This is a genomic window from Arthrobacter sp. C152 (genome assembly GCF_054890965.1).
In genome coordinates this window covers 63783-88325 of the sequence record NZ_JBTZSU010000001.1, presented here as the reverse complement: position 1 = coordinate 88325, position 24543 = coordinate 63783, and the positions used below count along the sequence as shown (strand labels likewise).

General features: G+C 66.4%; 25 protein-coding genes. 10 read left to right on the top strand and 15 right to left on the bottom strand.

What is annotated here, in order from left to right:
* Positions 1-77: 77 nt before the first annotated feature.
* The 3 genes from ACYSM9_RS00415 (at position 78) to ACYSM9_RS00405 (ending at position 3927) form a co-directional block, all read left to right on the top strand.
* Positions 78-1505, top strand: coding sequence for a class II fumarate hydratase (locus ACYSM9_RS00415; RefSeq protein WP_461855007.1), 1428 nt, complete (start codon positions 78-80; stop codon positions 1503-1505).
* Between the two features lie 149 nt (positions 1506-1654).
* The gene (locus ACYSM9_RS00410) at positions 1655-2326 is read left to right on the top strand and encodes a TetR/AcrR family transcriptional regulator (protein ID WP_461855006.1); all 672 of its coding nucleotides are present in this window, start codon (positions 1655-1657) and stop codon (positions 2324-2326) included.
* Entirely contained in the window at positions 2323-3927 is a 1605-nt protein-coding gene (locus tag ACYSM9_RS00405; RefSeq protein WP_461855005.1) for an MDR family MFS transporter, read from the top strand. Before ACYSM9_RS00410 ends, ACYSM9_RS00405 begins: the two co-directional genes overlap by 4 nt.
* A 26-nt stretch (positions 3928-3953) precedes the next feature.
* Here ACYSM9_RS00405 and ACYSM9_RS00400 read toward each other — a convergent pair whose 3' ends face one another.
* Both ACYSM9_RS00400 and ACYSM9_RS00395 read right to left on the bottom strand, forming a co-directional pair.
* On the bottom strand, positions 3954-4424 hold the full coding sequence (locus ACYSM9_RS00400; RefSeq protein WP_461855004.1) for an NUDIX hydrolase: 471 nt from the start codon (positions 4422-4424) through the stop codon (positions 3954-3956).
* A 30-nt stretch (positions 4425-4454) separates the two neighbouring features.
* On the bottom strand, positions 4455-5003 hold the full coding sequence (locus ACYSM9_RS00395; RefSeq protein ID WP_461855003.1) for a prepilin peptidase: 549 nt from the start codon (positions 5001-5003) through the stop codon (positions 4455-4457).
* A 60-nt stretch (positions 5004-5063) separates the two neighbouring features.
* Between ACYSM9_RS00395 and ACYSM9_RS00390 the strand changes: the two genes are divergently transcribed.
* Positions 5064-5858: a hypothetical protein gene (locus tag ACYSM9_RS00390; RefSeq protein WP_461855002.1), complete on the top strand. Its 795-nt coding sequence runs from the start codon at positions 5064-5066 to the stop codon at positions 5856-5858.
* Positions 5859-5894: 36 nt separating this feature from the next.
* Positions 5895-6542: a GNAT family N-acetyltransferase gene (locus ACYSM9_RS00385; protein ID WP_461855001.1), complete on the top strand. Its 648-nt coding sequence runs from the start codon at positions 5895-5897 to the stop codon at positions 6540-6542.
* A gap of 157 nt (positions 6543-6699) precedes the next feature.
* On the opposite strand, the gene ACYSM9_RS00380 is transcribed toward ACYSM9_RS00385, so the two are convergent.
* Positions 6700-8118, bottom strand: coding sequence for a PhoH family protein (locus ACYSM9_RS00380; RefSeq protein WP_461855000.1), 1419 nt, complete (start codon positions 8116-8118; stop codon positions 6700-6702).
* A 239-nt stretch (positions 8119-8357) separates the two neighbouring features.
* The gene (locus ACYSM9_RS00375; RefSeq protein ID WP_461855195.1) at positions 8358-9119 is read right to left on the bottom strand and encodes an isoprenyl transferase; all 762 of its coding nucleotides are present in this window, start codon (positions 9117-9119) and stop codon (positions 8358-8360) included.
* A gap of 148 nt (positions 9120-9267) precedes the next feature.
* Between ACYSM9_RS00375 and trhA the strand changes: the two genes are divergently transcribed.
* Positions 9268-10014, top strand: a complete 747-nt coding sequence (trhA, locus tag ACYSM9_RS00370) for a PAQR family membrane homeostasis protein TrhA (protein ID WP_461854999.1) — start codon at positions 9268-9270, stop codon at positions 10012-10014.
* Positions 10015-10046: 32 nt separating this feature from the next.
* On the opposite strand, the gene ACYSM9_RS00365 is transcribed toward trhA, so the two are convergent.
* A complete protein-coding gene (locus tag ACYSM9_RS00365) occupies positions 10047-10385 on the bottom strand; it encodes a hypothetical protein (protein ID WP_461854998.1) in 339 nt (112 codons plus the stop codon).
* A 98-nt stretch (positions 10386-10483) separates the two neighbouring features.
* Complete coding sequence (gene mca / locus ACYSM9_RS00360; protein ID WP_461854997.1) at positions 10484-11389, bottom strand: mycothiol conjugate amidase Mca; 906 nt, start codon at positions 11387-11389, stop codon at positions 10484-10486.
* Positions 11390-11521: 132 nt separating this feature from the next.
* On the opposite strand from mca, the gene ACYSM9_RS00355 reads away from it, so the two are divergent.
* Together ACYSM9_RS00355 and greA are read left to right on the top strand one after the other, a co-directional pair.
* The gene (locus tag ACYSM9_RS00355; protein ID WP_461854996.1) at positions 11522-11980 is read left to right on the top strand and encodes a DUF4307 domain-containing protein; all 459 of its coding nucleotides are present in this window, start codon (positions 11522-11524) and stop codon (positions 11978-11980) included.
* A 151-nt stretch (positions 11981-12131) separates the two neighbouring features.
* A complete protein-coding gene (greA, locus tag ACYSM9_RS00350) occupies positions 12132-12626 on the top strand; it encodes a transcription elongation factor GreA (RefSeq protein ID WP_461854995.1) in 495 nt (164 codons plus the stop codon).
* Between the two features lie 80 nt (positions 12627-12706).
* Here greA and ACYSM9_RS00345 read toward each other — a convergent pair whose 3' ends face one another.
* The 4 genes from ACYSM9_RS00345 to ACYSM9_RS00330 are packed head-to-tail and all read right to left on the bottom strand — an operon-like array spanning position 12707 to position 16893.
* Complete coding sequence (locus ACYSM9_RS00345) at positions 12707-13324, bottom strand: rhomboid family intramembrane serine protease (RefSeq protein ID WP_461854994.1); 618 nt, start codon at positions 13322-13324, stop codon at positions 12707-12709.
* Between the two features lie 8 nt (positions 13325-13332).
* Positions 13333-14571: a threonine ammonia-lyase gene (ilvA, locus tag ACYSM9_RS00340; protein WP_461854993.1), complete on the bottom strand. Its 1239-nt coding sequence runs from the start codon at positions 14569-14571 to the stop codon at positions 13333-13335.
* A 3-nt stretch (positions 14572-14574) separates the two neighbouring features.
* Positions 14575-15897 carry an AI-2E family transporter gene (locus tag ACYSM9_RS00335; RefSeq protein ID WP_461854992.1) on the bottom strand — a complete coding sequence of 441 codons (1323 nt, stop codon included), beginning with the start codon at positions 15895-15897 and terminating at the stop codon, positions 14575-14577.
* 36 nt (positions 15898-15933) lie between these two features.
* On the bottom strand, positions 15934-16893 hold the full coding sequence (locus ACYSM9_RS00330) for an aldose 1-epimerase family protein (RefSeq protein ID WP_461854991.1): 960 nt from the start codon (positions 16891-16893) through the stop codon (positions 15934-15936).
* A 100-nt stretch (positions 16894-16993) separates the two neighbouring features.
* Here ACYSM9_RS00330 and galT point away from each other — a divergent pair, with 100 nt between their 5' ends.
* Both galT and galK read left to right on the top strand, forming a co-directional pair.
* A complete protein-coding gene (gene galT, locus ACYSM9_RS00325) occupies positions 16994-18151 on the top strand; it encodes a galactose-1-phosphate uridylyltransferase (RefSeq protein ID WP_461854990.1) in 1158 nt (385 codons plus the stop codon).
* Positions 18148-19353 carry a galactokinase gene (gene galK / locus ACYSM9_RS00320; RefSeq protein WP_461854989.1) on the top strand — a complete coding sequence of 402 codons (1206 nt, stop codon included), beginning with the start codon at positions 18148-18150 and terminating at the stop codon, positions 19351-19353. Before galT ends, galK begins: the two co-directional genes overlap by 4 nt.
* 89 nt (positions 19354-19442) lie before the next feature.
* Here the strand turns inward: galK and ACYSM9_RS00315 are convergent, their stop codons facing one another.
* The 5 genes from ACYSM9_RS00315 to ACYSM9_RS00295 all read right to left on the bottom strand — a co-directional run bounded on the left by ACYSM9_RS00315 (position 19443) and on the right by ACYSM9_RS00295 (position 24432).
* Positions 19443-20354, bottom strand: coding sequence for a Bax inhibitor-1/YccA family membrane protein (locus ACYSM9_RS00315; protein ID WP_461854988.1), 912 nt, complete (start codon positions 20352-20354; stop codon positions 19443-19445).
* Positions 20355-20521: 167 nt separating this feature from the next.
* Positions 20522-21235, bottom strand: a complete 714-nt coding sequence (locus ACYSM9_RS00310; protein WP_461854987.1) for an ABC transporter ATP-binding protein — start codon at positions 21233-21235, stop codon at positions 20522-20524.
* Entirely contained in the window at positions 21222-22187 is a 966-nt protein-coding gene (locus tag ACYSM9_RS00305; RefSeq protein WP_461854986.1) for an ABC transporter ATP-binding protein, read from the bottom strand. Before ACYSM9_RS00305 ends, ACYSM9_RS00310 begins: the two co-directional genes overlap by 14 nt.
* Positions 22184-23428, bottom strand: a complete 1245-nt coding sequence (locus tag ACYSM9_RS00300) for a branched-chain amino acid ABC transporter permease (RefSeq protein WP_461854985.1) — start codon at positions 23426-23428, stop codon at positions 22184-22186. The genes ACYSM9_RS00305 and ACYSM9_RS00300 overlap by 4 nt, the downstream gene beginning before the upstream one ends.
* Complete coding sequence (locus tag ACYSM9_RS00295; RefSeq protein ID WP_461854984.1) at positions 23425-24432, bottom strand: branched-chain amino acid ABC transporter permease; 1008 nt, start codon at positions 24430-24432, stop codon at positions 23425-23427. The genes ACYSM9_RS00300 and ACYSM9_RS00295 overlap by 4 nt, the downstream gene beginning before the upstream one ends.
* Between the last annotated feature and the right edge of the window lie 111 nt (positions 24433-24543).

Sequence of the window (24543 nt, the reverse complement as noted above, 5' to 3'; positions counted from 1 at the left end):
CGGGCGGCCGGACAGGCCGCCCGCAGGACCGGCTTCACGGTTTTCGATGGGGCGCCGGATCGCCCTAAGCTAGCCCCATGACTTCCACTGAAGAGTTCCGCATTGAACATGACACGATGGGCGAAGTCCGCGTCCCCGTGAACGCACTGTACCGCGCGCAGACGCAGCGGGCAGTGGAGAACTTCCCTATTTCCGGCAAGACCCTGGAGCGCACCCACATCGAGGCGCTCGCCCGGGTCAAGAAGGCTGCCGCCCAGGCCAACGCTGAACTGGGCGTGCTCGACGGCGAGCTGGCCAAGGCGATTGCAGACGCTGCCGACGAGGTGGCTGCCGGCAAGTACGACGGCGACTTCCCGATCGACGTCTTCCAGACCGGTTCCGGCACCTCGTCGAACATGAACACCAACGAGGTCCTGGCAGAACTGGCGACCCGTGCCCTGAAGGCCGCCGGCAGCGACAAGGTGGTCCACCCGAACGACCACGTCAACGCCTCGCAGTCCTCCAACGACGTGTTCCCCACGTCGGTGCACGTTGCAGCCACCTCGGCGCTGATCAACGACCTGATCCCCGCCCTGGGCTACCTCGCAGAATCGCTGGAGCGCAAGGCCGTTGAATTCAAGGACGTCGTCAAGTCCGGCCGCACCCACCTGATGGACGCCACCCCGGTGACCCTGGGCCAGGAGTTCGGCGGCTACGCGGCACAGGTCCGGTACGGCATCGAGCGCATCAACGCCTCACTCCCCCGCGTTGCGGAGGTTCCGCTGGGCGGAACCGCCGTGGGCACCGGCATCAACACCCCCGCCGGTTTCCCCGAGCGCGTCATCGAACTGCTCGCCACGGACACCGGCCTGCCGCTGACCGAAGCACGCGACCACTTCGAAGCGCAGGCCAACCGCGACGGCCTGATCGAGGCGTCCAGCCAGCTGCGCAACATCGCGATCTCCTTCATGAAGATCAACAACGACCTGCGCTGGATGGGTTCCGGCCCCAACACGGGCCTCGGCGAAATCGCCATCCCCGACCTGCAGCCCGGCTCCTCGATCATGCCCGGCAAGGTCAACCCGGTCATCTGCGAGGCGTCCATCATGGTGGCCGCCCAGGTTATCGGCAACGACACCGCCATCGCCTGGTCCGGCACCAACGGCGCCTTCGAGCTGAACGTCGGCATTCCGGTCATGGCTGCCAACCTGCTCGAATCCATCCGCCTGCTGGCCAACACCAGCCGCGTCATGGCTGACAAGATGATCGACGGCATCACCGCCAACGTGGAGCGCGCCCGCTTCCTGGCCGAAGCGTCGCCGTCCATCGTGACGCCGCTGAACAAGTACATCGGCTACGAGAACGCCGCCAAGATCGCCAAGACCGCCGTCAAGGAAGGCCTGACCATCCGCCAGGCCACCGAGAAGCTGGGCTTCGTTGGCGACGGCGACGGCAAGGTCTCCGAGGCCGACCTCGACAAGGCCCTGGACGTCACCACCATGACGGCCCCGGCGCACAAGGCGTAGTTTGGTCCGTTAGCGGCACCGCACTGAACCACGACGGCGGCCGTTGCCTTTCGGATGAAAGGCAACGGCCGCCGTCGTGCTTTAAGCGGGTCGCGGGACACCACCCCGAAAAGTTGCACTAATAGTTACTAAGTGCAAAACTTTACTCTGTGAACGATAGTGCATCTTCTGGCTCCGGCCTGCGTCAACGGAAGCGGGCCGCGACCCGGACAGCCATCACCGCCGCAGCCCGGACCCTGACCTCCGAAAAAGGCCTCAACGGCTACACCGTGGAGGAAGTCTGCGAGGCCGCCGGCATTTCGCGCCGGACCTTCTTCAATTACTTCCCCACCAAGGAAGATGCCATCATCGGCCACGCGGACGACGACGTGCCGGCGGACATCATCGATGACTTCGTCGCGGGGGGCGCGGACTCCCCCGCCGGCGTCATCTCACCCACCCTGTTCCGCGACCTGGTCCGGCTCTCCCTGCGCCTGGCGGAGGGCATGTCGGCCTCGGAAGAGGAAACGCGGCAGCTGATCGCCGTCGTCAAGAAGGAACCCCAACTGATCCTGCGCCTCATCGGCGTCACGGAACAGCGTGAAGCCCAGTTCGCCCGCGACGTTGCGCGCCGCGAGGGTGTTGCCCCGGACCATCCTGTCGTGCAGATGGCGGTGGTGCTGCTGAGCACCATTGCGCGCAAGAGCAGCATGGCCTACTTCTCCGACGGCAACACCCGCAGCTACCAGGAACTGCTGCTGGAGAACATCTCCGCGGCCAGCCTTCTTTTCTCCCAGGCATTCGACATTCCGGACGCCTCCGCAGCCAAAGGACAACCATGACCACCGCAACCGCCACACCGCCGGCAGGGCCCCTGCTGCTGACCCAAAAACGCATCTGGACCATCTTCTCCGCGCTGATCGCCGGGATGCTCCTGTCCAGCCTGGACCAGACCATCGTCTCCACCGCCATGCCCACCATCGTGGGCAAGCTCGGCGGCGTGGAGCACCAGGCCTGGATCACCACCGCCTACCTGCTGGCCACCACCATCGTGATGCCCATCTACGGCAAGTTCGGCGACATCCTGGGGCGGCGCAACCTCTTCCTGGTGGCCATCGCACTGTTCACCCTCGCGTCCATCGGCTGCGCCCTGGCCACGGATTTCTGGGGCTTCGTGGTCTTCCGGGCCATCCAGGGCCTGGGCGGCGGCGGCCTGATGATTCTTTCGCAGGCGATCATCGCCGACATCGTGCCCGCCAAGGACCGCGGCAAGTACATGGGACCACTGGGCGCCATTTTTGGCCTCTCCGCCGTGGCCGGCCCGCTGCTGGGCGGCTTCTTCGTAGACCACCTCACCTGGGAGTGGGCCTTCTACATCAACATCCCCGTGGGCCTGGCCGCTTTCGCCATCGCCTGGTTCGCCCTCACACTGCCCAGCAAAAGGGCTGAGAAGCGGATCGACGTCCTGGGAGTGGTCCTGCTTTCGGCCGCCACAACCTGCCTTATCTTCTTCACCGATTTCGGCGGCAAGAAGGACGAAGGCTGGGATTCGCCGCTGACCTGGGCGTTCGGCGCAGGCCTGCTGCTGTCCGCCGCCGCGTTCGTCATGGTGGAGCGCCGGGCCGAGGACCCGATCATCCCGCTCAGCCTGTTCCGCAACCGCATATTCATCAACGCCACCGCCATCGGCTTCACCCTGGGGCTGGGCATGTTCTCCGCGATCGCGTTCGTCCCCACCTTCCTGCAGATGTCCTCCGGCACCTCGGCGGCCGAATCCGGGCTCCTGATGCTTCCGATGATGGCCGGCCTCATGGGCACCTCCATCTACTCCGGCATCAGGATCTCCAAGACCGGCAAGTACAAAATGTTCCCCATCCTGGGCGCGGCGCTCACCATGGCCGCCATGCTGTGGATGACAACCCTCGCTGCCAGCACCCCCATCTGGATCATCTGCCTCCAGCTGTTCGTGTTCGGCGCGGGCCTGGGCCTGATCATGCAGGTGGTGGTCCTGGTGGTCCAGAACTCGGTCCCGGCGGACCAGATCGGCACCGCCACCAGCACCAACAACTACTTCCGCGAGGTGGGCGCCGCCATGGGCGTGGCTGTGTTCGGCTCCATTTTCACCACGCGCCTCTCCGAGGCCCTGACCTCTGCGTTCACTGGGGCAGGAGCCTCCGCCGAGCAGGCCGGGCAGTCCACCCGGACCCTGGACCCGCAGGCGCTGGGCCAGCTCCCCGGGCAACTGCGGGACGCCATCGTGAACGCCTACGCCGACTCCCTGGCACCAGTGTTCTGGTACCTGCTTCCCTTCATCGCCGCCGCGCTGCTGCTGGCCATCACGCTGAAGCAGATTCCGCTCTCGGACACGGCCGGCATGGTGGCCCGCGGCGAGGCAGTGGGCGGGGAGGAAGCCGAGCGGCTGGCCGCCGCTCAACTGCCCTAGCGGCTCCGGGCCCGCCAGGGGCCGGTTCAGGGTTCGAAATGGACCGTTCCTGCCGGCGCCAGCGCCTGCCGGATGCTGGTGAGATGCCCCGGCATCAGTGGGGGAAGCCCGTCCAGGCTGAACCAGCCGACAGCCAGGGATTCGTCGTCGTTGACCCTGGCTTCGCCGGAGACGTAACGGCAGAGGAACACCACGTCCAGGAACTCGCAGACATCGCCGTTGGGGTAGGTCACCGGGCCAACAGCGCCCACCGACACGACGCGTTCGGCTTCCGCCACGACTGCAGTCTCCTCGAAGATCTCCCGGACCAGGCCGCGGGCAGGCTGCTCCCCCGGATCCAGCATGCCGCTGATCAGGGCCCATTGCCGGTTGTCTGCGCGCTGGGCCAGCAGGATCCTGCCGGCGCCGTCAACCACGACGCCCCGGACACCGGGAACCCAGAGGGGGTCGTTGCCGATCTTCTTGCGCAGCTTCAGGACGTATTCGGGTGCAGGCATAACGCCAGCCTACCCAAGGCAGCGGGCATCTCAGGCCGGCAGCAACATCGCGGCGGCGGTTCCGGCAAGCATGAACGGACCAAACGGAATGGCCGATTTCAGCGTCCCGCGCCGGGCGGCAAGGAGCGCCACGGACCACAGCCCGCCGAGGAGGAAGGCCAGGAAGGTCCCGGCGAACAGGTGCCCCCACCCGAGGTAGCCAAGGTACATTCCCAGTACCCCCGCGAGTTTGACGTCGCCAAACCCCATCCCGGCCGGATAGACGGCCCGCAGGATGAAGTAGAACACCCACAGGATGGCCGCCCCGGCAAGGATCCGGAGCGCCGGAACGGCCAGGAATCCGGCGGCGCTGTCCCCGGGAGCCGGGACGGGGCCAGCCCACGTGACGGCGGCAGCCGCCAGCAGGAGCACGCCTGCCACTGCGTAGGACGGGAAGACGATGCGGTTGGGCAGCAGGTGGTGCCTGACGTCGATGATGGTGAGCCGGATCGCCATCACCGCGAAGTAGACGCAGGCTGCCAGCACCAGCCAGAAGGCAGGCGGGCTGTGCTGCCAGAGGTCCCCCAGTCGTCCGATCACCCCTCGGATGCTACTGGATCCGGCCATTCCCGCCACAGTGCTCCCGCGTAAAATGTGGATATGTCGACCTGGGACTCCCGGCACGGGGCGCATCCGGACGCCAAAACCGCCCCCGCGGACCTGGCAACCATGTTCCGGAACCTGTGCCGGTCCTCGCCGTGGAAGTGGCAGTCGCTGCGCTTCGAATACTGGGACCGGCCTTTTGACGCGGCTCCGGATCCTGCCGCGCCGTTTGTCCGGGCGTGGCTGCGCCGGCCAGGGGCGCTGCGGCTGGAGAACCCGGACGGCCAGGTTCTGTACAGCACCACAGGCATCAACGATTCCCGGGATGTTTTCTACGTCAGCGCCACCCGGAAATCCTGGCTCCTTCCCCCGTCCCTGGTGACGCCGGTGTACGACGGCGCCGGACTGGTGCGCCGCCGTCCGGAGGCGGCCTACGGCGAGCCGGGCTTCGGCAACGGACGGTTCTCGGCTGCACTCGATCCCGTGGAACTGGCCGGCAGCGCTCCGGTGCCGCTTGAGTTCCCCGGGAGCAACGCCTTGGACCTGCTCCAGGTCCAGTTTGCCGAACACGAGGGGCGGCCTGTCCTTGAGGCCGAGACGGCGCCGAATCCCGCCTACCATCCCGGTGACCCTGCCGCCCCGCTCTGCCTTCCCGGCCGGTCCCGGTTGCGCCTGGATGTCGGCACGGGAGTCTGTGTGTCCAGCCAGTCGCTGGAGCCGGAAACTGCGGGGCACGGGCACTGGCTTCGCATCATCGCCGTGGATGAATACATGCTGGACGACCTGTTCCTGGCCGAGTCCATGAACCTCACGGACGTGCGCCGGCACATCACGTGGGACATTCCCGCCTGAAGACTGCCTGCCCCGCGGATGGGCTAGGCTGCGCCAATGACTACGCTGGGTTCAATTTGGCCGCTGTTCGACCTCAGGCTTGCCAGCCCACGGCTGGAGCTTCGTCCCATCACTGACGCCGACATTCCGGCAGCCGTGGACGCCGCCAGGAGCGGCATCCACGAGCCGGGCAAAAGCCCCTTCAGCATCCCGTGGACCGACGTGTCCGACGACGAGCTGGGAACCAACATGGCCCGCTGGTACTGGCGGTGCCGGGCAGAGTGCACGCCGGAAAAATGGACGTTGCTCCTTGGCATTTGGCGTGACGGCGAATTTGTTGGCTGCCAGGACGTCGGCGCCGCCAATTTCGCCGCCCTCAAAACGGTCAGCACCGGATCCTGGCTCAGGCAGTCCGTCCAGGGCCAAGGCCTGGGCAAGGAGATGCGCGCCGCAGTCGTCCTCTGGGCCTTTGACTGGCTTGGTGCCGAAGTGGCCGAATCCGAAGCGGCGGACTGGAACGAAGCATCCCTGGGGGTCTCGCGGTCCCTCGGCTACGAACCCAACGGCACCTCCCGTAAGCAGTGGGGCACGGAAGTCCATACAGTGCAGCACGTCCGGCTCACCCCGGAAAGGTTCAGGCGGCCGGAGTGGGAATTGCAGGTTGAGGGCCATGAGGCGGCTGCAATGTTCCTGAAGGTGACCTGACCACAAGCCGGGTTACGGTCCTTCGCGCAGGAGCGCATCGCCGACCAGAGCGCTGCGCAGGTCGCCCAGCGACCGGAGCGGCGCGTCGGGAGGTGTCTATGCGACGGCGAAGGGCCGTGGCCCGGCGAGCCGGACCACGGCCCCTTCCGCAGGTGACCTAGCCCTCCAGCAGTTCCGTCACCAGGGCGGCGATCGGCGAGCGTTCCGAACGGGTCAGCGTGATGTGGCCAAAGAGCGGGTGTCCTTTCAGGGTTTCGACGACGGCGGCGATTCCGTCGTGCCGGCCGACGCGGAGGTTGTCGCGCTGGGCGACGTCGTGGGTCAGCACGATCTTGGAGTTCTGCCCGATGCGGCTCATGACGGTCAGGAGGACGTTCTTCTCCAGCGACTGGGCCTCGTCAACGATCACGAAGGCGTCGTGGAGCGACCGTCCGCGGATGTGGGTGAGGGGCATGACCTCGAGCATGCCCCGGTCCATGACCTCTTCCACCACTTCCTGGCTGACCAGGGCGCCGAGCGTGTCGAACACCGCTTGCGCCCACGGGTTCATCTTCTCGGACTCGGAGCCCGGCAGGTAGCCCAGCTCCTGGCCGCCCACCGCGAAGAGGGGACGGAAGACGATCACTTTGCGATGTTCACGGCGTTCCAGCACCGCTTCCAGGCCGGCGCAGAGGGCGAGCGCGGACTTTCCGGTTCCTGCGCGCCCACCGATGGAGACGATGCCGACGGACGGGTCCATCAGCATGTCGATGGCCAGCCGCTGCTCGGCGGACCTGCCATGGAGGCCGAACACGTCGCGGTCGCCCTTGACCAGGCGGACCTGCTTGTCCGCCCCGACCCTGCCCAGGGCAGAGCCGCGGTTGGAGAGCAGTACCAGCCCGGTGTTGACGGGCAGTTCCGCGGCGGCCGGGATGAAGACCGGCTCGTGGCCGTACAGGGTGGAGATCTCCTGTTCGTTGGCTTCAATTTCGGCCACCCCTGTCCAACCGGAGTCCTTGACCAGTTCATTGCGGTATTCATCCGCGGTCAGGCCCATGGCGGACGCTTTGACGCGCATTGGCAGGTCCTTGGACACCACGGTGACGTTCCGGCCCTCGTTGGCAAGGTTCTTGGCGACGGCGAGGATGCGGCTGTCATTGTCCCCGCTGCGGAACCCAAGGGGCAGCACCTCGGACGAAATGTGGTTGAGCTCCACGGTGAGCGTGCCGCCCTCGTCACCGATGGGAATGGGCTCGTTCAGGCCGCCGTGCTTGACCCGGAGGTCGTCGAGGAGCCGGAGGGCCTTGCGGGCAAAGTAGCCCAGCTCGGGATCATGGCGCTTGGCTTCGAGTTCGGTGATGACCACAACGGGGACCACCACTTCGTGTTCGGCGAACCGGAGCAACGCCCGCGGGTCGGATATGAGGACGGACGTGTCGATCACGAACGTGTGGATGAGGGATTCCCTTCCGGAGACGGCAAAACCGGCCACAGCTTCAGTCGCTGTGCCGGTTTCAGTAGTGGCTCGCGCGGCGCGAGAGGTAGCTTTTCCTGCCTGGTCGGAAAGGACCCCGTGCAGTTTTTCAGAAGTAGCCACATCGACTCCAGCCCCGGGCCCCAGCCCGGCTTTGTTATTGGTGAGGCGGCTCGGCCACGAGGCCGGGTCCGGCCTCCCATACAACCGGTGCGATGTTTCGCTCCATGTACTGGCCTCCCCGATCAGCCGGCGGTTTTGCCTGCTGATGGATATAACGTAAATCCACCCCAGGTAATTTCCGCAACCATTACCCGGCGATTCCTGTTGCGGCCCGGTGAACTTGCCGTGAACCGGGGATGTCAGGCGCCGAAGCGGCGCTGCCGGCCGGCGTAATCGCGCAGGGCGCGCAGGAAGTCCACCTTCCGGAAGGCCGGCCACAGCGCCTCGCAGAAGTAGAACTCGCTGTAGGCGCTCTGCCACATCAGGAAACCGGACAGCCGCTGCTCCCCCGACGTCCTGATCACCAGGTCCGGGTCCGGCTGGCCACGGGTGTACAGGAAACGCGAAATGTCGTCGACGCACAGGTCGTCCGCGAGCTTGGAGATGTCCATCCCCTTGCCGACGGCGTCATGCAGGAGTTCGCGGACGGCGTCGACGATCTCCCTGCGCCCGCCGTACCCGACAGCTACGTTGACGTGCAGTTTCTCCCGCACGGGGGTCCGGGCCGTCAGCTTGTTGAGCCGTTCGGCCAGGTAGCCGGGCAGCAGTTCAGGTGCACCCATGGCATGCACGGAAATGTTCGCGTCCTCGTCAAGCCGGTCGAGGGTGTTGGCGATGATGCCCATCAGGAGGTCCAGTTCCTCGCTGGAACGGTTCATGTTGTCCGTGGACAGCATGTAGAGGGTGACCACCTTGACACCCAGCTCCTGGCACCAGCCGAGGAATTCGTGGATCTTGTCCGCGCCGGCCTGGTGGCCCTGGCTGGTGGGGGCGTTGAACTGCTTGGCCCAGCGCCGGTTGCCGTCAACCATGACGCCGATGTGGCGGGGAATCCGGTCCCGCGGAAGGTCCTTGAGCAGCCGGCGCTCGTAATAGCCGTAGAGGAACCCGGGCAACTCCACGCGTCCACTCACCTGACTTTCCTGCCGTACGTACTTGCACATCCTAGGCTACCGCCCGCCGCATGCCGGTACTTCCCGCAATGCCGGGGCGGCCGGCCACACTCGTTACCCACCAGTAACTTACCGGGCCGTAAGTTATTCTGGACCAATGAACAGCCACTCTCCGAAGGGTCCGCTGACGCCGCAGCCCGAGGACCAGAACGGCGCCGCTGCAGGTTCCGGGCCAAGCGCGGTGGATGACGCCGCAGTCAAGCTCGCCGAGTTGCTGATGATCAAACCGAAGTGGCGGGGCTGGATCCACACCGTGACCGCGCCGCTGGCCCTCGCAGCCGGTATCGTCCTGGTGATCCTCGCGCCGGCGCCGGACCGCAAGATCACCTCGGCGATCTACGCCGCAACCGGCGTCCTGCTGTTCGGCGTGAGCGCCGTCTACCACCGCGGCAACTGGTCGCCGCGGGTGAAGCTTGTCCTGAAGCGGCTGGACCACACCAACATCATGCTCGTCATTGCCGGCAGCTACACGCCGCTGGCATGGACGCTCCTGGAGCGGCAGCAGGCCGTCCTGCTGCTGTGGGTCATCTGGTCAGGCGCCATCCTCGGCGTCCTCTTCCGGCTGCTGTGGACGGACGCACCCCGCTGGCTCTACGTGCCCATCTACATAGCCCTGGGCTGTGGCGCGTTGTTCTATCTGCCCCGGTTCTTCCAGGCCAGCCTTCCGTCAGCCGTCCTGATCTGCGTGGGCGGCGTCCTGTACATCACGGGGGCCGTTTTCTACGCCCTCAAGAAGCCCAACTTCAGTTACCACCACTTCGGCTTCCACGAACTGTTCCACGCGTTGACCGTCTTCGCGTTCGCGGCGCATTTCACCGCAATCGCCATCGCGGTCCTCGGCTGACGGCATTCACGCCGGCCGGCAGGGGCCTCCGGTCAGTCGCGGGGCCGCGGGAGTCCGGGGCCGGAGCCGCCGTCGGAGTCCGGCGCGGCTGACCGGGTGGGGTCGTCCAGCCCTTCCTGGGCATCGGCGGCCTCAACGTCGGCTGCGGCGGCAGCCGCCAGGCGTTCCTCCTCCACCTGGGCCCGGTAGCGGACCCGGCGGATCCGCCGCACCATGTCCACGATCAGCAGCGCCGTGGCCACCACGAAGAAGGCGGTCATGATGAACCCCAGCAGGCCCGGTGTTACCTGGTCCTCGGAGATCCCGTTCCGGAGCGTCGGAGTGGGCAACGGAGTCGGGGTGGTGGCGAGGCTGAGCAGCAGAGAATGCACGGTGGATACCTTCTGGTGGAACGGATGCAGCAGGGAGCGGACAGGACCGGCCGGGGCCGCAGCTGTCTTCTACGGCAGATAGAAATAGCCTGCTGTGTCTATCTTAGCCCGGCAAACAGGTCCTTCTCAGGCAGTTCGGACGGCACCCTGGAATGGATCAGCGAGTAGTCCTCCCAGGGCCAGGCGCGCCGCTGCATTTCGGGTGAGACGGCGAAGAAGAACCCCAGCGGGTCGACCTGCGTCCGGTGGGCGCGCAGGGCGTCGTCGCGCACCTCAAAGAAGTCCCCGCAGTCGATCTGCGTGGTGGTCGGGTGTGCAGCCGGCGGCGGAGTGTGGCCTTCGGCGTCGGACTCCAGCCATGCCGCCAGCCGCTCCGCATACGGAGACTGGAGCCCCGCCTCTTCGAGCGCGAAATGCAGGGCACGGAACCGCTCCGGACTGAACGCACGGTCATAGTAGAGCTTGCTGGGCTCCCAGGGCTCGCCCGCTTCCGGATAACGCTCCCGATCCCCCGCGGCCTCGAAGGCTTCCACGGCGACCCTGTGCGCCATGATGTGGTCCGGATGGGGGTAGCCGCCGTTCTCGTCATAGCTGAGGATCACGTGCGGCTTGAAGGAACGGACCAGCCGCACCAAAGGCGCGGCGGCCTGGCGCAGCGGCAGCGTCGCGAAGGACCCGGCCGGGAGGGGTGGCAGCGGGTCGCCCTCGGGAAGCCCCGAATCCACGAATCCCAGCCACCGCTGCCGGATGTTGAGGATGGCGGCTGCCCGCTCCATTTCCAGCCGGCGGGCACCTGCCATGTCCCGTTTGGGGTGCGGTTCGTCCTCGACGGCCGGGTTCTGGATGTCGCCCCGCGAACCGTCCGTGCACGTTGCCACCAGGACGTCGACCCCGGCCGCGGCATACATGGCCATGGTCGCGGCGCCCTTGCTTGACTCGTCATCCGGGTGGGCGTGGACTGCGAGCAGCCGGAGCGGCACCTGGGAATTGCTCGACGCTGTCATGGGCAGGACTGCTCCTTATTCTTCTTGACGCGGCCCGTGGCGGCGCCACGGTCCGGTGACCAGGCGGGTGCTGCGTTCGCGGCGGCTCCCGCCCCCGCAGAGCGCCGGCGGAAAGGGCACTAAACTGGTCTGGTGACTTCCCCGGACCAGCCGGCCCGCCCCGCGCCCGCAGACACTAGCCTAGCCAATCGGTATGGTGCTAAGAAGCGCAGGCTCACCCCTGCTGCCACCCGCACGGCCATCGGCGTTGCGCTTGCCGTGGGAATCGGGTTCCTCGCATGGGTTTCGACATCCAATTCCCTGTCCGGCGTGACATTCAAGGACATCGGCTACAGCACCACGGACGCCACGTTGGCAGAAGTCGATTTCCAGGTGACCCGCGAGCCCGGCAAGGCGGTCACGTGTGCAGTTAAGGCACTGGACTCAAAGTTTGCCGTGGTGGGTTGGAAGGTGGTGGACATTCCGCCGTCCAAGGCGGATGGAACGCCCGACGGCGGCAGGACAGTCGCCCAGCGCGTTGCCGTGCGCACGGAGTCGGCGTCCGTCTCGGGGGTCGTCGACAGCTGCTGGATCCCCGGGGAAGCGCATTAAAACATGTGATGCAGGACGCTTTCAGGTTGGGTTATCTCCAAGGGATTGACTACAATAGGGAGATACCTTCACCCCGCTGAGCTGGTTACTGTTCCACAAGTGGCCACCGTGGCGGGGTCTTTTGCATGTAGGACCACTAGAGGAGAAGTCCGTGTCTACCACGAACAGCGCATCTGCAACCTGGCTTACCCAGGAGGCTTTTGACCGCCTGAAGGCAGAGCTGGACCACCTTTCCGGCGCTGGCCGGGCGGATATCGTCCAGAAGATCGAAGCGGCCCGGCAAGAGGGGGACCTCAAGGAAAACGGGGGCTACCACGCGGCCAAGGAGGAACAGGGCAAGATTGAGGCCCGTATCCGCCAGCTGACAGTGCTCCTCCGCGACGCCCACGTGGGCGCGGCCCCTGCCGACGACGGAATCGTGGAGCCCGGCATGATTGTCGTGGCCAGGATTGCGGGCGACGAGGAGACGTTCCTGCTGGGATCCCGTGAAATCGCCGGCGATTCGGACCTGGACGTGTTCAGCGAAAAGTCGCCCCTTGGTGCTGCCATCGTGGGCCACAAGGAGGGCGACACCCTCAGCTACGTCGCACCCAACGGCAAGGACATCAAGGTGGAGATCCTCTCCGCCAAGCCCTACACGGGCTAATACCAGCCCAGCGGAAACGGCGGCCGGCCCTCACGGGACGGCCGCCGTTGTGCGTTAAAGCCGCAGCATGAACGGCGGCCTCACACACCCCGGGAAGTCTCAGGGCTGCGCGGTCGAAGCAGGAGCGCCGCCACCACTCCCCCTGCGGCACCGCCAAGATGGGCCTGCCAACTGACATATCCGGCCACGAACGGCAGGACGCCCAGCAGGATGCTCCCGTAGCCCAGGAAGAGGACCACCGCGAGCAGGATCTGCCGCCAGCTGCGGTTGAAGAAGCCCCGCACCAGGAGGAACGAGAAAAGCCCGAAGACCAGGCCCGAGGCGCCCACGGTGACACCGTCGCCGATCAGCCACACTGTAAGCCCACTGCCGATCCAGCTGAAGGCCAGGGCGGTCAGGAAGACGCGGAGCCCGGAGAGGAACACCAGGAAGCCGAAGATGATCAGTGGCAGGCTGTTGGAGAGCAGGTGGTTCAGGTTCGCGTGCAGGAGCGGAAACGTGAAGATATCCAGCAGCCCGTCCACGCTCCTGGGCCGCAGCCCGAAGGTCCGGTTGAGCGCACCCAGCATGAGGCTGTTGGCCAGTTCCAGGACGAACAGCAGCGCCACGAACCCGCCCAGCACCAGCAGCCCGCCCCTGGCCCGGGAGGCTGTGGCCTGCCATTCCGGAAAACGCCCGTTACGCATCAGCCCGGCCACGGCCGGTCCTAGTGCACAACGATCGGCTGGAAGCCTTCGGCGCGCAGTGCGCTGAGGACCTGCTCACCGTGCTGGTGGCCCTTGGTTTCCAGGTTCACGGTGATGGAGACGTCCCCCATGCTGATCGACCCGCCCACCCGCGTATGGTCCAGTCCGGTGACGTTGGCGTCGTTTTCGGCGATGATGCGGGCGATCGTGGCCAGCGAACCGGGCCGGTCGTCGAGCATCATCCGTACGGTCATGTAGCGGCCTGCGGCGGAGAGGCCGCGCTGGATGACCTTGAGCATCAGCATCGGATCGATGTTGCCGCCGGAGAGCACCACGGCGGTGGTGCCGGGGTTCTCGATCTTGCCGTCCATCAGGGCAGCGACGCCCACGGCACCGGCAGGTTCGACCACCATCTTGGCCCGCTCGAGCAGGAAGATCAGGGCGCGGGCGAGCGAGTCCTCGCTGACGGTGACCACGTCATCGACGAGCTCCCGGATGATGCTGAAGGGCAGCTGCCCGGGGCGCCCTACGGCGATTCCGTCCGCCATGGTGGACACCTTCTTCAGCGGCACCAGCGCGTCGGCAGCGAGCGACGGCGGGTAGGCGGCGGCGTTTTCGGCCTGCACGCCGATGATCCGGATCTCCCGGCCCAGCTCCCTGGCCCGGGCCTTGATGGCGACGGCGACGCCGGCCAGGAGCCCGCCCCCGCCAACCCCCATGAGGACGGTGTCCACGTTGGGGACCTGCTCGAGGATTTCCAGCCCCAGGGTGCCCTGGCCTGCCACGACGTCCACGTTGTCGAAGGGGTGGACGAACACCGTGCCCGTCTCGTTGCTGTACCGCTGCGCCTCGGCGAGCGCCTCGTCGACGTTGTGGCCGTGGAGGACCACTTCGGCCCCGTGGCTGCGGGTTGCCGCGAGCTTGGGCAGCGCCACGCCCAGCGGCATGTAGATGCGGGCCTTGATGCCAAGGCTCTTGGCGGCGACGGCGACGCCCTGGGCGTGGTTGCCGGCGGAAGCTGCCACCACCCCGCGCTTCTTCTCTTCGGGCGAGAGCCGCGCCATGCGAACGTAGGCTCCGCGCACCTTGAACGAACCGGCGCGCTGGAGGTTTTCGCATTTGAAGTAGACGTCCCCGCCCACCATGGTGCCCAGCGCCCGCGATGACTCAACGGGAGTACGCGCGATAATCCCGTCGAGCAGCTTCTGCGCCTCCAGGACATCGTCCAGTGTGACGGGAAGGGTTTCAAGGATCTTCACGGACTACTCTCCTCTGGGTTCGGCCCCGTTGCCCGGTCGGGAGGCGGTGCGGGCATCGCGGTGTTCAGCTGTCGTGCCGGCTGCCGCGTCGTTCCCGGCACCGGAGGGGACCGGCGGTTCAACGTCCTCGATGGTGTTGTCCGGGCCTGCTGCGGCCGTGATGGGCTTTCCGGCAATTACCGGCACCTGTTCATGTTCCCACGTTCTCGCGGCGATGTAGCGAACGGCCGAGTTTGCTACGGCCAGGATGGGCACCGAGAACAGGGCACCGGGTATGCCGGCGAGGTAGGAGCCGGCCGCAACGCTCAGGATCACGGCCACGGGGTGGAGCGAGACGGCTTTGCCCATGACCAGCGGCTGCAGGATGTGCCCCTCCAGCTGTTGGACCAGGAGGACGATTCCGAGCATGATCAGCGCGTTGACCGGCCCGTTGGCCACCAGGGCCAGCAGCACGGCAACGACGCCGGTGACCAGGGCGCCCACCACCGGGATGAAGGAGCCGAGGAAGACCAGGACGCCCAGCGGCAGCGCCAGGGGAACTCCGATGATCGCAGCACCCACACCGATGCCGATTGCGTCGACGGCGGCGACGAACATCTGGATCCGGGCGTAACTGACCATGGACGCCCAGCCCTTGCGGCCCGCACCAAAGGCCGCCGCCCGGGCCTTCCGGGGAAGCAGCCGGACCAGGAAGGCCCAGATCCGGTCGCCCTCCAGGAGGAAGAAGATCAGGATGAACAGCGCCAGGAGCATGCCGGCGGCGAAGTGCCCGGCGGTGCTGCCGAAAGAGAGGGCGCCGCTGAGGATGCTGCTGCTGTTGTTCTGCAGCGCATCGCTGGCTTCTTTGACGTATTGGTCGATCTGGGCGGCCGTCAGGTGCAGCGGGCCGGCGGACAGCCAGTCCTGGACCTGCCGCACGCCTTCAAGGGCCTGGGACCAGAGCTCACCAAATCCGACGATGAGCTGGCGGCCCACCAGCGCCAGGGCGCCTGCGATTACGCCGATGAAGCCCAGGACCGTCACGGCCACGGACAGCCCGGCGGGCAGCCCCCGACGCTTCAGCCATGCGGTGACAGGGCTGAGCAGCCCGGCAAGGAGCGCTGCCACCATGACCGGGATGAGCAGGAGGGTGACGTGGCTGAGCAGCCACACCAGGGTTCCGGCCATGAGGAGGATCAGCCCCAGGCGCCATGACCAGGACGCCGCGATGCGCACCCCGTACGGGATGTCCATGTCCAGTTCCCGGTCCGTCAGCACGCGCAGCGGCGCAGCGGGAGCCGCGGAAGGTTGCTCTGCCTGGGTAGCGTTGTCCTCGTGTGGCTTCATAAGGCAATACTTCCCCAGCCCCGCCCTAATGGGAAACTACTGGGCGCCCGTGGCGGGCACATAGTCGATGCCCCATTCAATGCTGAAAGTTTCCCCGGGAGCAAGCCACCTCAGGCCGTCCCCGGAGTTGAAGGCGTTCGCGGGTCCGGTCATCGGCTCCACCGCCACCGCCCGCGTCCGGCCGGGATAGACCGTGCTCACGAAGATGTGGACGTACCGGCACGCCTCGTCCTGCCAGAGGACCACCTGGCTGCCGTCTGCAGCAGCCAGCACATGGCGGGCCCTGCCGGCGTCGTACCGCAGATCCGTGAGGGCAACGTCGATGGCCAGGTCCGCGATCCGTCCGCCCGAGCGGAAATCGGAGTCCCCTTCGACGGGTGCGGAGCTGCGTGGAATCAACCGCTCGTCGGCCACGAGCCGGGTGTCGGCCGCAACGGTCAGGACCAGTTCCTCGACCGGGGTATCCCCCAGCCGGAGGTAGGGGTGGGCGCCCAGGACGAACGGGGCCGGCGCCGCCGAGTCGTTTGCCAGGCTCTGCCGGACCCGCAGGCCCAGGTCCTCCGTCAGCTGGTAGTCGACCCGGTGCCGGGCGAGGAACGGGTAGCCGTGCTGCGGAAAGATGGTGGCTTCGAGCGACACGGAATGTTCCGTCCGGCCAAGCAGGGCGTAGCCGGTGTTGCGCAGCAATCCGTGGCTGGCGTTGTTGCGCGGCACTTCGGTGATGTCCAGCTGCTGCATTGCGCCATCCAGGACCCACTGGCCGTCCGCCACCCTGTTGGCCCACGGCGCGAGGGTGATGCCGGCCCCACCGGGCGGGATCTCGCCATCGGCGTAGGTCTCCGTTAGCAGGACCCCACGGCGGGTATAGGACCGGAGCCCCGCGGCCAGTTCGGTGACTACGGCCACGGCGTCACCGCGGCGCAGTTCGTACTGGCTGCCGGTGGCGCAGGCAGGGGGGCTGGTGGGACCTGGAAGTTCCATCGAAGACGCTGTCATGGGCCTTACCGTACAACGGGACGCGCCACTCCTCCACCAGCACTCTGTTACTTTTTGTTGTTAACTATTCATTCTTGATCGTTTGTGGGAAGATTTCCTCATGACCGGGATCACCAGCACCAAACTTTCTGACGGCCGCGAACTGATTTACTTCGACGACGCCGCTACCACGGCTTCCCGCGCCGCAGACCTCACGACCGACCACCGCGGGCTGCCGCCCCGGGGGGAACCGGGCGAGATCCGTTTCGATGCCTTGACGGACGAGTGGGTGGCCGTCGCAGCGCACCGGCAAACGCGCACCCACCTGCCACCGGCTGACCAGTGCCCGATCTGCCCCACCACCCCGGCCAACGCCTCGGAAATTCCTGCAGCGGACTACGACGTCGTCGTTTTCGAAAACCGCTTCCCCTCCCTGGGCCCTGCTCTCGGGCCGGTCCCGGCGGACCCGGCGTGGGGAACGAAGGGACCGGCCTACGGCCGCTGCGAAGTCGTCTCCTTCACCCCGGAGCACACGGGTTCGTTCAGTGGCCTGGGCCCGGAGCGGTCGCGCACGGTGATCGAGGCCTGGGCGCAGCGTACCGCCGCGCTCAGCGCCATGGAGGGCATCAAACAGGTGTTCCCGTTCGAAAACCGTGGCGCGGACATCGGCGTCACGCTGCACCACCCGCACGGGCAGATTTACGCCTACCCCTACATCACTCCGCGCGCCGGTGTCCTGGGTGCGGCGGCCCGGAAATACTACGACTCGAAGGACGGCAGGGAAACCCTGACGGGCTCCCTGCTGCACGCCGAGCGGGAGGACGGCAGCCGGATGGTCCTGGAAGGCGCCAATTTCAGCGCCTATGTCCCCTTCGCCGCCCGCTGGCCCCTGGAGGTCCACCTGGTGCCCCACCGGCACGTTCCGGACCTCGCGGCATTGAACGGGGAGGAAAAGGATGAACTCGCGCACCTGTACCTGGACCTGCTCCGGCGCGTCGATGCCCTTTACCCCACACCCACCCCGTACATCTCCGCGTGGCACCAGGCGCCGCTGGACGACGTGTTGAGGCCCGCGGGCTACCTGCACCTGCAACTGACCTCCCCGCGCCGCGCCGCGGATAAGCTGAAGTACCTCGCGGGTTCGGAAGCAGCCATGGGTGCGTTCATCAACGACACCACACCGGAAAGCGTGGCGGAACGGCTGCGCCATGTTGCCGTCCCGCCGTCGTCCCAGCCCGTTGCCGCACTCGCGGCAACACCGGAAGGAGCCTCCGCATGAGCACCGCCCCGCGTCCCGGCGACGGTCCTGCAACGGACGAAGCCCGGGAATTGACCGACCGCTTCACCCGGGAGTTCGGCAGCAGGCCCGACGGCGTCTGGCAGGCGCCGGGGCGGGTGAACCTCATCGGGGAACACACCGACTACAACGAGGGGTTCGTCCTTCCGTTCGCCATTGACCGCACGGCACGGGTGGCGGTCAGGGTCCGCACGGATTCAACCGTGCGCCTGCTGTCCACCTACGGGGACCAGGGCGTGGTCACCGCGTCGGTCCAGTCGCTGCGGCCCGGCACCGCCAAGGGGTGGACCAAGTATCCGCTTGGCGTCATGTGGGCCCTGCGCGAGCGCGGCATCGACGTCCCCGGAGTGGACCTGCTGCTGGACTCGAACGTCCCGCTCGGCGCAGGACTCTCGTCCTCGCACGCCATTGAATGTGCCGTCATCTCCGCCCTGAACGAGCTCACCGGCGCCGGTCTGGGGGCCGAGGACATGGTCCTGGCCACCCAGCAGGCGGAAAACGACTTCGTCGGTGCACCCACCGGCATCATGGACCAGTCGGCGTCGCTGCGTGGTTCAAAGGGGCACGCCGTCTTTCTGGACTGCCGCAACCAGCAGGCCCGCCTGGTGCCCTTCGAGACCGAACCGGCCGGCCTGGTGCTGCTGGTGATTGACACCAAGGTGTCGCACTCCCATGCCGACGGCGGCTACGCCTCCCGGCGGGCATCATGCGAGCTCGGCGCCGAGGTGCTGGGCGTCAAAGCCCTGAGGGATGTGGAGGTGGGCGACCTCGAGGAGGCCAGCGGGCTCCTCGATGAAGTCACGTTCCGGCGGGTACGCCATGTGGTCACCGAGAACGACCGCGTGCTCCAGACGGTGGAACTGCTGGGCGGCCAGGGTCCGGCGGCCATTGGCCCCCTGCTGGACGCCAGCCATGCCTCCATGCGCGACGACTTCGAGATCTCCTGTCCGGAACTGGACCTGGCCGTGGACACGGCCCGGGCCAGCGGAGCGATTGGTGCCCGGATGACCGGCGGCGGCTTCGGCGGGGCGGCGATCGCCCTGACACCGGTAGACGCCGAACACAAGGTGCGTGACGCCGTCGCCAAGGCTTTCGCCGACGCCGGCTTTGCGGCGCCGGACATCTTCACCGTCTCCCCTGCCGCCGGAGCCATGCGCATCGCCGGGGGCGCTCCGGCCCGTTGATGCGGGCAGCAGCTTAAAGACCGTGGGCCCCACCAGTTTGGTGGGGCCCACGGTCTTTTGGTTTACGACGGCGGACGCTGCCGGAGTGCCTAGTCGTCGCCGCGGAGGATGGCGAGCAGGCGGATGATCTCCACATAGAGCCAGACCAGCGTGACGGTGAGGCCGAAGGCGGCAGTCCAGGAGAACCGCTGCGGAGCGCCGCTGCGGACGCCCTCCTCAATGCTGGTGAAGTCCATGATGAGCGAGAACGCCGCGAGGCCGATGGCCAGCAGGCCGATGAAGACGCCCAGCGGGATGCCCATGATCTCAACACTGCGCAGGCCGAACGGCTGCTGCAGCACCCCGGTCCACATCATCACCATGTTGACCAGGGCGAACACGGCATATCCGATGACCGCGATCATGAAGAACCGCATGGCTTTCGGGGTGGCGCGGACCTTGCCGCTCTTGAAGAGGACCAGCGTCACGGCGAACACGGACAGGGTGCCGATGACGGCCTGCAGGCCGACGCCGGGGAACTGCGTGTCCAGGATCCGGGTGAGGCCGCCAAGGAAGAGTCCTTCCAGCGCAGCGTAGGCGAGGATCAGTGCCGGCGAGGGCTGCTTCTTGAAGGTGTTGACCAGGGCGAGCACGAACCCGCCCAGGGCACCGACGATCATCAGCATGGAGGCCAGCGGGAGCCCCACCGTGAGGGTAATGGCGGCGCCCACCAGCACGGCGCCGAGGCAGGCCGCCGTCTTCATGATGACGTCGTCGAACGTCATCCGCCCGGTATCTGCGGGGCCGGCCGAGGGCTGGCTGTACATCTGGCGCAGCTGCTCATCGGTCATGCTTTGCGGCTGCGTGTTCCAGCCCTGCTGGCCGTACGGCTGGCCATAGGGGGCCTGGGCGTATGGCTGCTGCCCGTAGGGAGCGCCGTAAGGAGCCGGCGGGACAGGCGCCGCCTGGGTGGCGCCACGGAAACTCTTTCCGTTGAAGATCGGGTTGCCGCCAAGTGCCATTGCGGGGTTCCTCCATGTGGGGTGTGGGTGATGGATGTATTCGTACGCTACCAAGTCCCACGTCAGGCCGATCCTGAAAGTTCCCGCCGCCTGCCGGCCGAAACCTAACCGTGACCCTTGCGCCCTTCCGGCCGGCGCCCTTCCGGCCCGAGTCCGGGCGCCGCCTGCTACCCGACGCCCAGGTAGGCCTCCTTGACGGAAGGGTCCTCCAGGAGTTCCTTGCCGGTGCCGCTGTGCGTGATCTCACCGGTCTCCAGGACGAACGCCCGGTGGGCACCTGCCAGCGCCTGGTTGGCGTTCTGCTCCACCATCAGGACCGTGGTGCCCTGTTTGTTGATCTCCTTGATGATCTTGAAGATCTGGCGGATGAACTGCGGTGCCAGGCCCATGGACGGCTCGTCGAGCAGCAGCAGCTTCGGGTTGGACATCAATGCCCGGCCGATGGCAAGCATCTGTTGTTCCCCACCTGACATGGTGCCGCCGAACTGCTTTTCGCGCTCCTTCAGCCGGGGAAACAGGTCAAAGACACGCTCCAGGTCCTTGGCGACGCCACTCCTGTCCTTGCGGCCGAAGGTCCCCATGTCCAGGTTTTCCATGACGGTCATTCCCGGGAAGATGCCGCGTCCTTCCGGAGCCTGGGAAATCCCGTGGACAACGCGGATGTGGGCCTTCATCTTGGTGATGTCCTGCCCCGCGAAAGTGATCTTTCCCTGCGAACAGTGCAGCAGGCCCGAGATGGTCCGCATGGTGGTGGTCTTGCCCGCACCGTTGGCGCCGATCAGGGCCACCACTTCACCTTCATTGACGGTGAAGGAGATGTCCCGCAGGGCCTGGATGCGTCCGTAGTGCACGGACACTCCCTTGAGTTCAAGCAACGTCATCTTCAGGCTCCCCTAGGTAGGCGGCAATAACACGCGGGTCTTCACGGATTTCGCGGGGCAGTCCGTCCGCGATTTTCTTGCCGAATTCCAGCACCACGATCCGGTCCGTCACACCCATGACGAGCTTCATGTCGTGCTCGATCAGGAGCACGGTATAGCCCTCGTCCCGGATCGTGCGGATCAGGGCCATGAGCTCCTCCTTCTCCGCAGGGTTGAAGCCGGCAGCGGGCTCGTCAAGGCAGAGCACTTTGGGGTCGGTGGCCAGGGCACGGGCAATCTCCAGCCTCCGCTGGTACCCATAGGGCAGCTGGCGCGACAGGACATGCGCATGGGAGGCGATGCCCACGAAGTCCAGCAGGGCCATGCCGCGCTCAATGGCCGACTTTTCCTCCCTGATGTGGGTGGGCAGGCGCAGCAGGGCTCCGCCCACGCTGGTACGGTGCCGTGCGTCCAGGCCCACCACAACATTTTCCAGGGCAGTCATCTCCCCGAACAGCCGGATGTTCTGGAAGGTGCGCGACAGGCCCAGCCGGGTGATCTTGTGCTGCTTGATGCCGTTCAGAACCTGCCCCTCCAGCATCACCTGGCCGCTGGTGGGTTTGTAGACGCCGGTCATGGCGTTGAAGCAGGTGGTCTTCCCGGCCCCGTTGGGGCCGATCAACCCCAGGATTTCGCCGCGCTTAATGTTGAAGCTGACGTTGTCCAGGGCCACCAGGCCGCCGAACTTGATAGTGAGGTTCTGCACTTCCACGATGTTGTCGCCCACCTTGACCGCGATGTCGCGGTCGGGGGCAACCTTCTCGGCCAGCTCCTGGTCCACGCCGGCTTCCGCGAGGGCTTCCATGTCCAACTCGGGGGCGATGGGCGTTCCCGGGCCCTCCTCTGCAGCAGGAGTCCGGGCCGGCTGCTCCTCAATGCTGCTGGACCCGCTGTTCCGTTCCTCGGGGCTCATGCCTCCGCTCCTCTCTGCCGGCTTGCCGGGATCTCCGGACCCGCGGGCGGCACGTCGGTGTCCTTCGGTCCCGTGCCCTTGCCGGTCACCTGGTTCAGCGCACTCCGGCCGTAGGCGAGCAGGCGCTGGCGCGCCGGGAGCAGGCCCTGGGACCGGAAGATCATGATCAGCACCAGCGCGATGCCGAAGATCAGGTACTTGTATTCGGCGATGGCGGTGAACCGCAGCGGAATGTAGCTGACCAGGGCACCGCCGAGGATGGCGCCCACCTTGTTGCCGGCGCCGCCCAGCACGACGGCGGCGAGGAACAGGATGGACGTGGTGACGTCGAACTTCTGGTTGTTGACAAAGCCCACCTGCCCGGCGAACAAGGCGCCGGACAGGCCGCCGATCGCGGCGCCGATAGCGAAGGCCCACACCTTGTATTTGAACGTGGGAACGCCCATGATTTCGGCGGCGTCCTCGTCCTCGCGGATGGCGATCCAGGCCCGGCCCACACGGCTGCGTTCCAGGTTGCCCACCAGGAGGGTGACGATGATGATGATGGTCAGCGTCAGCCAGTACCAGGGCACCCCGTTGGAGTTGGAGAAGATCGGCGCACCGCTGGGCTCCAGGCCCGGTGGGTGGCCGACGTTCTGGAAGCCAACCTGGCCCTTCATGGCGGGGATGATCGTGGCGAGGATGCGCACGATTTCACCGAACCCGAGCGTGACGATGGCCAGGTAGTCGCCCCTGAGCCGCAGCGTGGGCACGCCCAGGATCACCCCGAAGAACATGGTCACCGCCATGGCCACCGGAATCGTCCAGAGGTACGGGATGTGGAGGTAGGGCGAGTCCGGGCTGGTGAGCATTGCGGCGCAATAGGAGCCCACGGCGAAAAATGCGACGTAGCCAAGGTCCAGCAGACCGGCATACCCCACCACCACGTTCAGGCCGACGGCGATGAGCGCGAAGCGTGCCATGTCGAAGCATGCCAGCGCGAAGTTGTTGCCGGGTTCGGTGGTGATGATGGGCGGATTGAGCAGTGGAAGGAGGTAGGCGAGGACAACGACGATGACCAGGAACGCCCATTGCTGCTGGCGGGACAGCGCGTGCCAGCGGTCGGAAAGGTAGCCGCCCCTGCGCTTGCCGCGCTGCCGGAGGTCGCTCTTGCCGGCGCCCTTCGATGACGCTTCGCGGTCCTCCGCAGCCTGCTCCGCGGCCGCCGTGGGCAGCGGCGTGGGGCCGTCGGTCATGCTCATGCTTTGCTCCTTCCAAGGGAGGTTCCGAGGATGCCTTCCGGCCGCAGCAGCAGCACGAGGACCAGCACCACGAACGCGACGACGTCGGTCCACTGGGAGTTGCCCAGCAGGATCTGGCCGTAGTTGCCGATCAGGCCAAGCAGCAGGCCGCCGAGCAGGGCGCCGCGGACGTTGCCGATACCGCCCAGTACGGCGGCGGCGAACGCCTTGATGCCCAGCACGAACCCGCCGCTGTACTGGACACCGGAGGGGATTTTCATGACGTAGAACAAGGCGGCGGCTCCTGCAAGCAGGCCTCCGATGACGAAGGTGGTAATAATGATGCGCTCTTTGTTCACGCCCATCAACGTGGCGGTGTCGGGGTCCTGCGCGACGGCGCGGATACCGCGGCCCGTGCGTGACTTGCTGATGAACCGGTCGATGCCGATCATCATGATGACCGCGGCGATGATGATCACCAGCTGCTGGGAATCGACGATGGTGCCGAAGACGTCGAAGATGGGCGTGGGCCGGAACATCGTCAACGCAAGTTCGGGGCTGGGTCCGCGCCACAGGTAGATGAGGTACTGGATGGTGAAGGAGGCACCGATCGCGGTGATCAGGAAGACCAGGCGCGGCGCGTTGCGTTGGCGCAGCGGCTTGTAGGCGATCCGCTCCAGGAGGAAGGCTGTCACGGCGGAGGCGACCATGGCCAGGACCAGCGCCAGCAGCAGGTTAAGGATGATGGCAGGCAGGCCCAGCCGGGGAACGGAGGGGCCGAACCCGAGGCTGCTCAGGGTGAAGAAGACGGCGTAGCAGCCAACGATGAACACCTCTGAGTGGGCGAAGTTGATGAGGTTCAGGACACCGTAGACCAGGGTGTAGCCGAGGGCGACCAGGGCGTAAATGGCGCCGAAGGTCAGTCCATCAAAGGTGGCGCTCCAGAAGTTTTGCGCCAGGGACGGTATGTCGAAGGTGATCCAGTCATTTTCGGTGGGAAGTAGTTGGACAAGAGTGGGGAGCATGGGAACATCCTGATCCAGTTGCACGCGGCCGCCGGGGCCCGGCCGTGGGAATAATGTCTAGAGACGTGTGGTGCTGGGTTGCCGCCAAGCGAAGAAAAGGCTGTGGGGCCC